Raw genomic sequence first — 13462 nt, forward strand, 5'->3', positions numbered from 1 at the left:
GCAGGAGCCAACGATGAAAATAAGCGTTGTGATCACAACCTGTAATCGCCCGGATTACTTGCGCGAATCGGTGGCCAGTGTGCTAAGCCAAACAAGGCCTGCGGATGAAATTCTGATTGTAGATGATGCGTCTGTACGTTCATACGAGCAAGTATTGGCTGAGCTTGATGCTACCCGGGTGCGATATGCAAAACTGCCTCAGTCTGGCGGGGCCAACAGGGCGCGTAATTATGGGATTGAACACACCAGTGGAGATGTGGTGACCTTTTTGGACGATGATGACGCCTGGTTACCTGAATATCTCATGCAGGTTGAGCGTCAGTACGAACAAGGTGCGGACGCGGTGGTTACCGGCTACAAGCGTATGGGTGACGAGGATATCAGCTGCGTTTATCCGGGAAAATGGGTAACCAGGGAAGCACTGCAGAGGGGAAATCCTTACTGTGGGATGAGCGGATTCAGTGCAACACGGGTTTGTCTGCAAGGGCTGATGTTTGACGAAGCGCTGTTAAATGGGCAGGACTGGGACATGTATGTGCGTATTTATTGTGCCGGCTGTTGCTTTGTGAATATTTCCAGGCCCCTGTTTCTCTATCGGTTTCAAAACCTGGACGGCATCGGTGCAAAGCTCAGGAGTATGTCTGTCAGTCAAATTGAATCAAGATTCAAGTCGGCCATTAAACATAAGGCGTTCCTGGGAGATTACTTCTATCGAAAACGGATTTGTGAACAAATTTTGATAAATCTGAAGTACAAAAAAAACAGGCTAAGTTGGGTGCGTAAGTCGTTGGAAACCGTGGGTTTATTTCATACGGCACGGTTTTTCATCGACCGCCTTGGTTCCCGTTAGCTATAAAAATGTGCGCTGGTGCAGAACGTTGACAGAAAAGGAGTTAAGTTTGAGGGATCACAATGTGGCTACCGTAAAAACAGCTTTCTTTTATCCTTTTGAGCACAGAAATAGGTTTGTGCTCAATACCATGCAGGTATTTCAGCAACTCGGTTGTGAAGTGCAGCCGCTAAAGCACATTCTATTGCCGCGTAATTTGGGCCACAGGAGCAGCAATGCGGTGATACTGAACTGGTATGAGGATCAGTTATTCCGGCAAAATTTCTCTTGGTTTGAGCGAGGTTTGTTCCTGGGCTACTTTGTCCTGTCTGTGCTGCTGTTTCCGTTGCTGAGCAAGCGGGTCTATTGGGTACGGCACAACTATAAACCGCACGGTTTGGGTAAATCTTCCTGGGTACATCGCCTCTCCACCGCCATGCTGAACAGGGCCGCTCACAAAGTCGTAACCCTGGAGCCTGCGAATGGATTCGAGTCGGAGGTGGTCAAGCATCCTCTTTATGTGTCAGACCGGGCGCTGCTCGAGGCCATCGACAGGATCCGCGCACAGCGAGCCGCGGCTGGTGGTGCATCCTTGCATCGTTTTCTGTATTTTGGTTCTATTAAACCCTACAAAGGGGTATCCGGGCTGTTAAAAAGCTGGCCCCGGGATCTTCCGCTGACTATTGCAGGGTTATGCCAGGACGGGGCCTATACGGCAACGCTGAAACAGATCATTGTGCAGCGCAGACTATCGGTAGAGTGGCTGAATGAGTATGTCGAGGATAGCGTGCTTGAGCAACTGGTTCAGGAGCATGAGTTTGTCCTTTTACCTCACAAGGACGGAACCATGATTTCGTCGGGTACTTTTTATTTTGCAATTAGTTATGGTGCCAATGTTGTGGGCTTCGACAGTCAGTTTATTCGTATGAAGGCGAAAGAGCATCAATTCGTACACAGAGTAAATCAAAATGAACTAAAAAATTCACTGGTCAGTTTAAAACCTGTACCCAGAGAAGAAGTGCTTGAACAGGCGTTGCAGCATTACGGAGAGTCCAAAATCCGTGACAGTTGGGCACCGCTGCTAACCAAATAATCACTGCTGTACTTTCCCAGTAATTTTTCCCCACTTGAGGCATATCCATGCGAGCACGGGACTCAAAACAGCAGCACGAACCTGCATCATCACTGGTAAAGCCGCCGAGAGTTTCGGTGATCCTGCCCGTATACAACTGCAGGGACCATCTTCGCGAAGCAGTGGAAAGCATTTTGCTGCAGTCGCTGTCAGACATTGAACTTCTGGTGTTGAACGACGGCTCCACTGATGACTCAATTGATCAGATAAAAGACATCTCCGATCCCCGAATGCGTGTTTTCAGCCGTGAAAACCGAGGTCTGATTGCCACATTGAATGAGGGGGTGAGACTCAGTCGCAGCCACTATATCGCAAGAATGGATGCGGATGACATCGCTTATCCCACGAGATTGGAGCGACAACTGGCCTATTTGGAGCAACACCCCAAGTGCGCAATATGCTGTACTGCAGTTGATCGGATTGACGTGGAGGGAAAGTTGTTGCAGCGGGAGAAATTGCGCCGGGATACGCCAATTTTCCCGGAGGATTTGGTATTCGGCTGCCCGATTTGCCACCCAACAGTGATGTTTAATGTGGGGGTTATCGGCCGGACCCGGTTGTTTTACGACCCCGAGTACAAAAATGCCGAAGACTTTGAATTATGGTGCAGGCTGTTACGACAATACAGAGGCGTAAAGTTGGCGCAACCGTTGCTGGGCTATCGCATTCATGAGGGCAGCATAACGTCTCAGTTTTCGGGCTCGCAACGCAGTAAAGGTATTCAGGCGCTGCTTTCCCAGGTGTTCTTCAAGCCGAACAGTCAAAGCCTGAAGCAGCGTCTGGACATCGTGTATCGCACCAATCTGACTTCCTATGGAGTTATCGATTTCCTGAGCAGCAATCTCTATCTGTTGGTGTATGCCATGGTGCACCCGGAACTCAGTTTTTTCAGACAGAGTTTAAGTTCCATTCGGATGATTAGGGTTCGCTTACTCAGTATCTTCAAAAAGCAAAGAGTGAGAGCGTGATGCCAAAGAAAGTGCCATTGTTGAAAAGGATCAGGCAAATTTGTTCGAATAAACTGTGTCTCCTCAATCAGCGATATCGCAACGTTTACTGGCTTTTGGGGGATGGCCGCAGTGGCACAACCTGGATTGCGAGTCTGCTCAACAGTGACCAGCGCTTGAGGGAGATGTTTGAACCATTCCATCCCTGGGAAGTGCGGGAGGCTGCTCAATTTTCCGCCAATATGTATGTCCGGCCGTGCGCGTCTTACCCCGAACTGCGCCACTTTTGTCAGCAGACATTCGAAGGCAAAATCAGCTCCTCGTGGATAGACAAAGACAATCATCGGCTTTTGTACGACGGATTGCTGGTAAAAGACATCTTCGCCAACCTGATGGCAAGCTGGGCGTGTCGCCAGTTTGACTTCGTGAAACCGGTGCTGTTGGTTCGTAACCCGCTGGCTGTCGCCGCATCAAAGAATAAAACCCGCCACTGGCACTGGCAGTCGTCTACGCTGGAGTTTTTCGCTGATGAAAAGCTGGTGGAAGACTATCTGAGACCTTTCGAAGCGTTGGCTGAACACGTACACAAAAAGCACGACTACTTTCTGACTCAGGTATTCAATTGGTGTGTGATTCATTTTGTGTTGTTTCAACAGCTGGATTTTGAGCGTGTGCCAGTGATTTTTTACGAAGACGTGTACTTGAATCCACACCAACAGATATCGCGCCTGAGAGAACAGCTGGGCATGCCTGACAGTCAGGTAGATAATGAACTGATTACCAGGGCTTCAAGGGTTTCCTTTGGTGCCAGTGCAATACTGAATAATCAGCATCCTTTGGTTTACTGGCGTTCTCAGGTTTCCGAAATGCAAATGGTAATGTCCAAAACCATTCTGTATGAATTTGGACTGCAGCAGGTTTATCCCGACTTGATTTTGCCGGGAGAAACTCCCTGGGCCAGTTTTGATACCAGGCGGGAGGTTTGCGGATGACCAGCTGGTCGGAGACACTGCAGAGAAAGTGGGATGGTGTTCTGCTTCGGGGCCTGAATCTGGCCAGTCAGTTGAGTCGCCGGCGATTTGTGCCCAATAGTGTGCTGCTGATGTCCTATCCCCGAAGTGGTTCTTCCTGGGTAGGGAAGGTACTTGCGACGTCAGAACAATTTGCCTATCTGCGGGAACCCGTGACCCAGCCTTACCTGAAAGTGCATCGGGGTGTGCATGCGCTGGTGGATCCCAAATCCGATCCATACACGCTGCGGGTATATAGCCGGCTTGCAGAGCAGGCTTTTAGCGGAGTTCCAAGTACCCATTACGGTGTGGTTGATAACAAGAAGGATTTTTGGCCCTTCTTTTATTCAACGGCTGCAGACACTTTGCTAATCAAAGAGGTCAATCCCCGTGCAATACCCCTCTTTTGCGAAAACTATCAGCCATTCGTCATTTTACTGATGCGACATCCTGCAGCGGTGGCCCTGAGTTTCAGTCAGAAAGGATGGCTCGAGAAATCAGATGCTCAGGCAAGCAATGATCTTAATCTGCATCTGGATAAATGGGGGAAATTTGGATTTGCTTACGGAGAGTGCCTGTACAGAGGGCAAAGCTATTTAGATAGGTATCCGGCCCATTGCATTGTCAGATATGAAGATCTTGCCTTTCAACCTGAACGACAGTTTATGCAGTTGTTTGAAACCATTGGGGTTAACCCTCCGGCCAATTATCATGAAGTCATAAAACGCTATTGTTTTGGGAGTATGAGTATGGAAAGCAGCTATCTGACACAGCGAAATTCCCGTCAGACTGCTGGTAAGTGGAAGCAGCAACTTTCTCAGAGCCAACTGGATTCGCTCAAGGAGGGGTATTTTCTGTCCAGCCTCAAAATGTACCGGGAACCGCAGGAATGGCAGTTGGAGCCAGGAAAGTATGCGACCCCGTTGGGATAGTTGCGCGCAGTAGTATACGTAATCAGGATTTGCGTTTAAGGGCTTTGAACTCACTCAGGGTATTGATGACCCGCTGGCGGAAAAACAAAGCCAGCAAGCCTGTGTACAGTATTGCACCCAGTAATATCAGCATGACCATTTCCAGCAGCCTATTTTCAACATTAAGCACATGAGACAGACCGTTAAGCCGTTCCGTTGCCAGAACCAGGGCAAACATGACAGCACCCGAAAAAGAATACGGCCATGTATGTCGGAAAGAATCCCTGAAGGTAATTGGCAGATGTTGGTTTACCAGCTTGAAACGAATTTGAATGGTGATGTAAGTGGCCAGAACGGTTGATGTAAAAACTGCGGTTACCCCATAACCAAGCAATACCATCAGGATTGGCAGCGCCGTGTTGGCGCACAGCGAAATGATATTGAGACGAAATGCGGGGCGGGCGTGCCCCTGTGAAATGAGTAAATTTGTCAGATACCAGCCCAGAACAGAATTGGGTACAGTTAACGCCAGTATGGAAATCAGGTGGGCACTGAAGGCCCATTTTTCACCGAAAAATATGTCCACAAACGGGTATGAAATTGCCCCAATGCCAAAGATAACCGGCGTTACGAATAGGGCGGTCATACTGACAATCCGGAAATAGCTCTGGGCGAGGTTGGCTTCCGACACTCTCGACAATCCCGCCAGTGCAATGCGGTTCAGAGGTTGCAAAGTAAAGTTGCTGATAACAGAAAACCCCTGTTTGGCGATGGATGCATACGCGTAAATACTGGGGCCCAGAGCGGCGGCAATAACGATGTTGGAGGTGCGCGCGGAAAAGAAATTGATTATCGCCATGCCCAGTAAAGGTTTGATAAAGCTCATCATTTCTTTTAGATCTGCCAGATCATGAACGCGGGTAACGTGAAAATCCGAGCGATAGATTGTCAAACTGGTACTTAACAGGGTGTGCGCGACCTTACCGTAGACAATCGCCCAGGCACCGGCACCCTGAAGCGCGGCAAATATCGAGATGGCGCCCCCAACTACAATGCCAGCAGATTCAAACAGGGCCAGTTGCTTGTTGAGAAACTCCCGTTCCATTTTTGCCCTGTGTACCAGTCGAAATCCGTTGCATACCGGGATAACGGCAAGCGCCGCAAGAAGATAGCAGGCAGTGGGGGAATAAAAGTAATAGACCAGAGGGCAGCCAACGAGCAGAAGTATCAGAGTGATGGCCCCGGAAATGCCCAAAAGCAACCAGTAGGCCAATGCTGCGTAGCCCTGATCCCAGGTTTTACGCTGAATGAGATTTTGGTTTACCCCGGAGGTCACAAAGACACTGCAAAACTCGACTATAAGCATGCATATGGCGACCAGGCCGAATTCTTCCACTTCAAGAAGCTGGGCCATAATGGCATAGACTGCGAAATTGATGAGTTGTGTGAATCCGTTCGAAAAAAGATTAAAAAAAGCGCCGGATAATGTTTTTGCCCTGAGTGACATTTTCCCTCTGTTCTGCTAGATTTGTTTAACCACGCCCTGTTTTTCGCATTAACTCACGCTTAAGGGTTCCAGTAAAGAATCTCGAATTCAAAACTTTATTTTTTCAAACTGCAAATCTTGTTTTGGTTAAATTTAAAGCCCAGTTTAATGTCTCAGTGGTTTTTACTATTTTAGTATGAATTGGGCTAAAATTTGCTTGGGATTTGGTAATTATTTTTAAATTATCCTCAAGGAAATATTTGTAATGACTGAGAGCCTTTTTTATTTTCTTTCCAAACCATCGCTCTGGTTCTCTTCGCAAAAAAGAATAATTCTGCTTAGCCATATGCGCAGTCGCTCTTCTGTTCTTTCGCACATTGTCGGTTCCAGTCCCCACATCAGCGGTTACAGCGAGTTGAGCATTTCCTACGCGAAATATTCCGGGTTGCTAAAGCAAAAACTGGTGTTGTCAAAAGATGATGCTGCGTTTGATAAAAAGGCCTTTCTGTTTGACAAAATATTGCACAACGCCTTTGATTTTGACGGAGTAAGGTATCTAAACGGGTCCCGGTGCAAAAACCTGATCATGTTGCGCGATCCGGAATCCACCATCAGAAGCATTGTCACAATGGGCAGGAAAAACGGCAATCCGAAGTACTCCAATGTGGAATGGGCAGTGCACTACTACACAGAAAGGGTGACCAAGCTGGTTGAGATTGGAAGTCAGCTGAACGAATTTTTCTTTATCGAATCAGACCGAATCGTTGATGATACAGAGGCATTGCTGCATGAGCTTTCCGGCTTTATCGGCCTGCCGTCAGCATTGTCATCAGAATATCGGCAATTCAGTCGAACAGGGCAGAGACGTAGTGGGGATACTTCCGTACATATCCACGCAGGCAGGGTGGTCAGGACGACAACCAATGAGCACCTAACCCTGCCGAAAGGGGCCCTTGCCAGTGCGCGTATGGTTCACCGGCAGGCCATAAACCGGTTGTCCAGAGCTGCCTGCAATGGAAATCTGCAAACGGTCGCAGTGTAAACCCGTTTACCACTGACTTTACAGACAAGGAATTCCTCCATGAATACCTCCGTAACGTTAACTTCGGTTTCTTCTGCTGTGACAAGTTCCGTCGCCCGGCCCCGGGTGCTGTTTATCATCAATTCAATTGGATACGGTGGTGCCGAACGGGCTCTGGTAAACATTCTCAGCGAACCGCATTACGCAGAGCGCTACGACATCCACGTAGTTTTGCTGGATGCTGAGCCCAGAGTCAGAAGTCTGCCCGCGCATGTTCAGGTTCATGAGCTCAACAGTCAGCGAAGACTGGTTCGCAGTATTCTGAATTTGCGCCACCTGGTTATGCGGCTTCAACCCCAGATTTGTGTGAGTTTTCTGGTACGGGCAAATGTGTGTAATGTACTTTTAAGCAAATGGTGTGGAAGTTTTCCAGCGATTATCTGTGAACGTATGCATCTGGACAGTCACCTGGACAGCCAGTTCGAAGGCACCAAGCGGAAAGCAGCCAAATGGCTACCCAGAAAACTCTACCACCATGCAGCCTGTGTTCTGGGTGTTTCCACTGGGGTAACCTGGGATTTGGTGACGAATTTCAATGTTCCGCAAGCGAAAGCCAGAACCATTTTCAACCCCTACAATTTTGATTTCATCAAACAGCAGGCGGCGTTGCCGTGTGAAACGAATCTGCCAGACAGGTTTATCGTCAGTGTGGGGCGTTTGACCAAAAGTAAAAACTTCCATTGCCTGATTGACGCTTATTTGGCTTCGGAAGAAACCGCAGCGCTGGTGATCCTGGGAACCGGGGAGCTGGAAAATGAGTTGAAAGATTACATCGGCCAGCTTGGGGTGGAGCACCGGATACACATGTTGGGGTATGCGAGCAACCCCTTCGCAGTGGTAGGGCGCGCGGAATATTTTGTCAGTGCGTCGAGAAATGAGGGGTTCCCCAATGCAATGCTGGAAGCCATGGTTTTGGGGCGCCCGATACTGATGTCAGACTGTCCTTCCGGGCCAGCCGAAATTCTGCAGGAAGATGTCAGTTTTAAAGCCACCCGCCTGACTGAAGGGCGTTATGGCCTTTTGGTTCCCATGGATGACAGGCGTGAACTTACCCGTGGTATAAATCTTCTGCAAAATCTTGGAGTTCGTCAGCGTTACTCAAGGCTGGCGCAGCAACGAAGTCTTGATTTTGAGCTTTCCCGCGTTGCGGGGCAGTATTGGGATTGTATTCAGACAACTCTGGATGCCGCCGCTAACCCGCGTGAATAAACTCGCTAAATACCTGTTGATGTTTGCTGGCATTGAGTTGCCAGGTATTGAGTTGCTGAAGCAGTGCCGCATCTTCACAGCGGTAACATTCAAAATCGTCAACCGAGAGTTTTTTCTCCAGCGCCAGTACATCGCCGGGCGGCGAATAGCATTGCTCGGGTAACAGGAATTCCCTGTGAGGAGGAATATCGGAAGCTACTATGGGAATGTTCGCCGAAAGGGCTTCCGCAACAACCAGGCAAAAACCTTCCATGTGAGACGGGTTGGCCAGCAATGCTGCATGAGCGTATAGTTCGGCGAGTTCCTGGCCGAATCTTGAACCGGCAAAAATGATTTGGTCCGAGCTGTATTTGTTGAGCTCTTTGATGTACGCGGTTTGCACATAATTGCTGCCAACAATCACCAAATCCATGTCTTTTGGCCGGGCGTTGATGAAAGCCTCAATTAACTCATGAAAGGCTTTGGTTTCTTCCAGTCTGCCAACAGCAAGAATGTACCCTTTGCTGCGCAATTTGAGTTCACTCAGCACCCGGGGATTGGGATCAATATTGTCGAATTCCAGTGAACCTGCATTTCTGATCACTATCCTCTTGTCGGTAAGAAAGGGGTAGCGCTTGTCCAGGTCCTGTTTTACCGCAGCACTGACACAAATGATTTTGTTGGCAAAAATGCACGTGAACAGCTCACCGACTTTGAGGATGGTGCGTGCCGACCAACTCCATTTCGGCCGCAGATAGTCCTGCGAATGGTGAGTAACAATGGTTTTAAATAACAAGCCGCGGGATAGCCAGCTAAAAAAGCCGGGACCGATGCCATGCAGGTGAACCACTTTTGGGTGCAGTACGAGGCGGGCGTACAGCAAGGCGATAAAGGTATGTACAAAGGTTTCCAGGCCGGAGGCCTTCACCGAACGGATAACTCTGACATCAACCCCTTCGTAGGTGTAACGGCTGCTTTGGTCCACGGGCAGTCGGGACAATATGGTGACGGTCCATTTAGGCGACATTTTCTTTATGCGGGGGTACAACTCGCGGCAAATGGTCTCAATTCCGCCGACAAAAGTTGGGATCCCCCGGGTTCCAATAATGCAGATATCTGACACTTGCAATTCCTGTTTGAAAGTTGATGACCAAACTTCGATTGAACTACAACGCCCTGTGAAAACGACCTTAAAATTTGAATCCAAATAATGCGTTATTGACTCTGTCTTTACGGTTTTCTGTCAGTTTGAGTGATTGTGTATAGCAGAAATAATCCCGAATGTTATTTTTTCTCCATCTTTTTCTGTATGTGTGAAGTTTTTAATTCTTAGCGATATTGGTGTGGGCAGAGAAACAGAGTTTACTGATTGATATATCTTTTCTGAGAAATCCATGTTGACCAAGTTTGGATCATGAAATTCAGTGGTAATGCTGGCGTCATTTTTAGCTTTGTTTAATTTTAGATTAAAAATGTAGTTGTTGATAAATTTTGATTCGGAATATTTTACGTGGTCATAAATACCGTAGCCAACAAGGGTGTTCGATTTTTTTGTGATGATGATGTTGTTCATTGCATTAAGCCAAAAAGTGCGGTCTCCGTTGAACGCCGAAGCTGATATGCCATTGCGCGCAACTGTAATAAGGTTCCCAAACAGGTTAACCTGCCCGATGGGCCCCGCTGCCAGCCCACCGGCCTTAATTGCACTCCATTGTCTGCCGGTTTCGTCGCCCAGATTATGTATGTAATTGTTAAAAACATAACTTGGGCCCAACCGGTTGGGCGCCACACTGATGCCGGAGTACACGTAGGAAATATCATTGTTATAGACCAAAACATTACTTTGGCCACCATCAATTTCTATCCCGTCGTCATTACTGTAGCGAAGCACGTTGTTGTAGATTGCAGAATCCCGAATGAAGCCCCCCAGAAAACGCCCGTTTGAACGCCCTTCAATCACATCATTGAAGCGGTGTTTGGCGGAACCTTCAAACACATTGTTACGCAATACAATCTGACCTTTGAATTTCGGGTCCGGATGATTGGCATGGGCAAAAAATGCCGTTGCGCCTTTGGGGTGGCCGTAGCCCCAGTGATTGGCTTTGGGAACCGGGCTGTGCACATGGCAGTTTTCAACCACAACGGCGCCGGATTCCCTGAAATAGAGACCTGCATCGTAATCAATGGGAGCAGCATTTTTGAACTCGTAAGACCTGCCTTCCTTCATCACAGTGGCGGTCCGGCCCCACTTTGCGATGTCACAGCCATTCAGCCAGATATGGTGGGCCCGGTAGCTGCGGATACCGTGCCTCCGGCCTCCTCGCAGGATGGTTATATTTTCCAGGTAAATATAATTCCTGTTGCCAATGTGCAGGCCGTACTCAAATTCATTGCCAGCCACTATGGGGGTTTGATCATCACCCACCACCCTGGCCCAGGCTCCGGGTTTGCCTTCAATTCCAAGTGCATCCAAATCGAGCATGCCGCCCTTATAGATATCCTTCAGGTAGTAGACCTTGTTAGGGTCGATGGGTGGTTTGTCGGGCCAGGTTGTGAATGGGTAGGTTTTCTGTTGGTAGATTTTGCCATCAAGTAACAAAGTTACCCGTAGCTTGTATATAGTACCTGCGGTGAGAAATACAATGGAGCCTGTATGCACTCCCCGTGACGGCTCGTAAAACAGGTCATGTCCGTCCTGCCAGTGTTGCGCACCATCGGCTTTAAACTGTATCTGTGCAATCGCGCTTGCGGGTTGGTTGAAAATTGTAACGCTGGCAGATTCGATGAGTGGCTGAATAAAAGCATCCGATTCAGAGGTTGCAGGTGAAGGAAATGCACGTGAAGGATCCAGGTACATGCTGGCCGCCAGATTTTCCATCCGCTTTGGCAGCAGCTTTTTTGCAAGTGCCGCATTATGCATGACATCGTAGCGTTCAATCGGAAACAGGCTGTAGGCGCTGCGCAGATATTTCATGGCATGTGCTGGATCATCGCTGAATTTCTGCTCAAGCGCGGTCGCGAGAGGTTGACTTTCGAGCATGGAAATCAGCAGGCGTGCGGCAAATTCATAGAGCGCAGGAGGAAGCTTTTGCGGCCGTGTTTTATAGTAGGGGCGCTGCAGGGTGTTGCTAATCAGCGAGTGCATATCGGAAACTGAAACCGTTACCTTTTTCCTTGCTTCAGCCAGTATCTGGTCACCCGGTTGAACGTACGCCCTGTGCCCATCGTAAAGCGACGTAACCAGAGCTGGTTTTGGGCTTCTGGTGTCAGTGGCTTGGTCGCACCAGGCTTTGGCCAGTGGCATTAAAAGCAGGCATATACAGGTGGCAAGCGGCCAGAAGTAGCGCCAGCACAATGAGAACAGGTGGCGGAAAACGCCTCTGCTGAAATCTGTAACCGATGCTGAACTGCGCTGGGCGGCCGTGCCCGGGATCCTTGTCACAAGTTATCTGAGCCCTGAAAAGGTTAAACGACTTGGTACCAATGCAATCCCGGTGAACGCAGCGCCGAATGCAGATCCGGCTCTACAGGGTTGCCTGTTGAATGCCAATGACGAGTGTGGTGGTTAAGAACGGGTTCCTGAACAAGTTTAGTTCAAGAAATCGATGTCTGTGATACGGTTAACGGTTACCGTTGAGATCAAGGGGCCTTAAATACTTTGCCCGAGTGCGGCTGCCCAGGCCAGTTCTTTGCGGGGAACACTGTTGGCTGGTCGGGCGGCAATACTGTGAAGCAGGCAATACGCACTTGCCGAGGGAACACCACAGTAATGACAAAGCGCGTAGAACAGCAACTGGCTGCGTAACCGGGTGTTGTCGCAATGCAGGTAAATAGCCGCACCTTCCGCCAGCGACTGGCGCAGTTCAACCACGTATTGCTGCAGGTGCATTAATTCACCTTCGCTGGCACTGCCCGTGTGTGCATACGAAACCCACAACCATTCTGCGTTTGCCTGCGCTGCCAGCTGACGAATTTCAGAGGCCTGTTCGTGTTCGCCCAGCACGGTAGCAATGTGGCTGATTCCGTTTTGGGAGAACCAGGAAACGTCAACATCAAAGGGCGGGGGGCCCAGACAAATGCGCCCGCCGCCAAGTGAGATCCAGTTCATGGCCGGCACTGACGGATGGTTGGGGGCGTTGGAATGGTCTGACAAAACATGCTCTCTGGGTTTTAAACCACGTAATAGTAAATCGAAAAATAGTGACAACAGCACCCGCCGATTACAAACAGGTGCCAGATGGCATGAGTGTATTTTACCTTTTTCGATACGTAGAAAAACACCCCAATACTGAAACACACACCGCCAGCCACAATCAGCCATAAGCCGGTACCGGGCAGTGCCAGATACAGGGGATAAATAAGCCCCAGGGCAATCCAGCCCATCAGCAGGTAGGTGGCTACGGAAACTTTGGGGAATTCATGCCGGGCAACCAGTTTGAAAATGACTCCGCCCAGTGCCAGTGCCCAAATCACCGCAGTCATGGTGATCCCGAGCCAGCCTCCAATGCTGACCAGCAGCAATGGTGTATAAGTACCGGCAATAAGCAGATAAATGGCACTGTGGTCAAACAGTTTAAGAACCCCTTTGGCGCGGTTGTGATGGATGGCGTGATACAGGGTTGAACTGAGAAACATCAGGATCAGGGTCGAACCGTAAACTGCCGCAGCGGTGATGGCGAGCACGTCTTCAGCCCGCAGTAACATAAATACCAGGCCGGCAATGGCGGCGATACAGCCCAGGCCGTGGGTAACGCTGTTAAGGCATTCTTCTGTGCCTGAATATGCCCGAACGGGAATGGAAGTCATAGGTCCTCCGATATACTTACAGGCTCAAATTGTATGGCTTCAGCTTACACTTGTACACCAAAATAAACACAC

13 protein-coding genes are annotated in these 13462 nt (G+C 49.1%); 7 read left to right on the forward strand and 6 right to left on the reverse strand.

Annotation, left to right across the window (positions count from 1 at the left end):
* The first annotated feature begins 13 nt into the window (after positions 1-13).
* The 5 genes from DXV75_RS04165 to DXV75_RS04185 all read left to right on the forward strand — a co-directional run bounded on the left by DXV75_RS04165 (position 14) and on the right by DXV75_RS04185 (position 4850).
* Positions 14-850, forward strand: coding sequence for a glycosyltransferase family 2 protein (locus DXV75_RS04165; protein WP_115592121.1), 837 nt, complete (start codon positions 14-16; stop codon positions 848-850).
* A 118-nt stretch (positions 851-968) separates the two neighbouring features.
* Positions 969-1922: a glycosyltransferase family protein gene (locus tag DXV75_RS04170; RefSeq protein WP_147291791.1), complete on the forward strand. Its 954-nt coding sequence runs from the start codon at positions 969-971 to the stop codon at positions 1920-1922.
* 47 nt (positions 1923-1969) lie between these two features.
* Positions 1970-2929: a glycosyltransferase gene (locus DXV75_RS04175; protein WP_115592123.1), complete on the forward strand. Its 960-nt coding sequence runs from the start codon at positions 1970-1972 to the stop codon at positions 2927-2929.
* Positions 2929-3900, forward strand: a complete 972-nt coding sequence (locus DXV75_RS04180; RefSeq protein WP_115592124.1) for a sulfotransferase — start codon at positions 2929-2931, stop codon at positions 3898-3900. Before DXV75_RS04175 ends, DXV75_RS04180 begins: the two co-directional genes overlap by 1 nt.
* Positions 3897-4850: a sulfotransferase domain-containing protein gene (locus tag DXV75_RS04185; RefSeq protein ID WP_115592125.1), complete on the forward strand. Its 954-nt coding sequence runs from the start codon at positions 3897-3899 to the stop codon at positions 4848-4850. The genes DXV75_RS04180 and DXV75_RS04185 overlap by 4 nt, the downstream gene beginning before the upstream one ends.
* Before the next feature lie 22 nt (positions 4851-4872).
* Here the strand turns inward: DXV75_RS04185 and DXV75_RS04190 are convergent, their stop codons facing one another.
* Positions 4873-6336, reverse strand: coding sequence for an oligosaccharide flippase family protein (locus tag DXV75_RS04190; RefSeq protein ID WP_115592126.1), 1464 nt, complete (start codon positions 6334-6336; stop codon positions 4873-4875).
* A gap of 103 nt (positions 6337-6439) precedes the next feature.
* Positions 6440-6661 carry a hypothetical protein gene (locus DXV75_RS17100; protein WP_181898349.1) on the reverse strand — a complete coding sequence of 74 codons (222 nt, stop codon included), beginning with the start codon at positions 6659-6661 and terminating at the stop codon, positions 6440-6442.
* Between DXV75_RS17100 and DXV75_RS04195 the strand changes: the two genes are divergently transcribed.
* Both DXV75_RS04195 and DXV75_RS04200 read left to right on the forward strand, forming a co-directional pair.
* Positions 6662-7357 (forward strand): sulfotransferase family protein, encoded by a 696-nt coding sequence (locus DXV75_RS04195; protein ID WP_181898350.1) that lies wholly within the window; start codon positions 6662-6664, stop codon positions 7355-7357.
* Between the two features lie 39 nt (positions 7358-7396).
* Positions 7397-8605, forward strand: a complete 1209-nt coding sequence (locus DXV75_RS04200; RefSeq protein ID WP_115592127.1) for a glycosyltransferase — start codon at positions 7397-7399, stop codon at positions 8603-8605.
* Here the strand turns inward: DXV75_RS04200 and DXV75_RS04205 are convergent.
* From DXV75_RS04205 to trhA, 4 genes are all read right to left on the reverse strand, one after another.
* Positions 8589-9707: a glycosyltransferase family 4 protein gene (locus tag DXV75_RS04205; RefSeq protein WP_115592128.1), complete on the reverse strand. Its 1119-nt coding sequence runs from the start codon at positions 9705-9707 to the stop codon at positions 8589-8591. The genes DXV75_RS04200 and DXV75_RS04205 overlap by 17 nt on opposite strands.
* Before the next feature lie 120 nt (positions 9708-9827).
* Positions 9828-12026, reverse strand: a complete 2199-nt coding sequence (locus tag DXV75_RS04210) for a right-handed parallel beta-helix repeat-containing protein (protein WP_147291792.1) — start codon at positions 12024-12026, stop codon at positions 9828-9830.
* Positions 12027-12233: 207 nt separating this feature from the next.
* Positions 12234-12737 (reverse strand): hypothetical protein, encoded by a 504-nt coding sequence (locus tag DXV75_RS04215; RefSeq protein ID WP_245953104.1) that lies wholly within the window; start codon positions 12735-12737, stop codon positions 12234-12236.
* A gap of 17 nt (positions 12738-12754) precedes the next feature.
* On the reverse strand, positions 12755-13390 hold the full coding sequence (gene trhA / locus DXV75_RS04220) for a PAQR family membrane homeostasis protein TrhA (protein ID WP_115592130.1): 636 nt from the start codon (positions 13388-13390) through the stop codon (positions 12755-12757).
* Positions 13391-13462: the final 72 nt, after the last annotated feature.

This window comes from Alteromonas aestuariivivens, assembly GCF_003367475.1.
Classification (GTDB): domain Bacteria; phylum Pseudomonadota; class Gammaproteobacteria; order Enterobacterales; family Alteromonadaceae; genus Alteromonas; species Alteromonas aestuariivivens.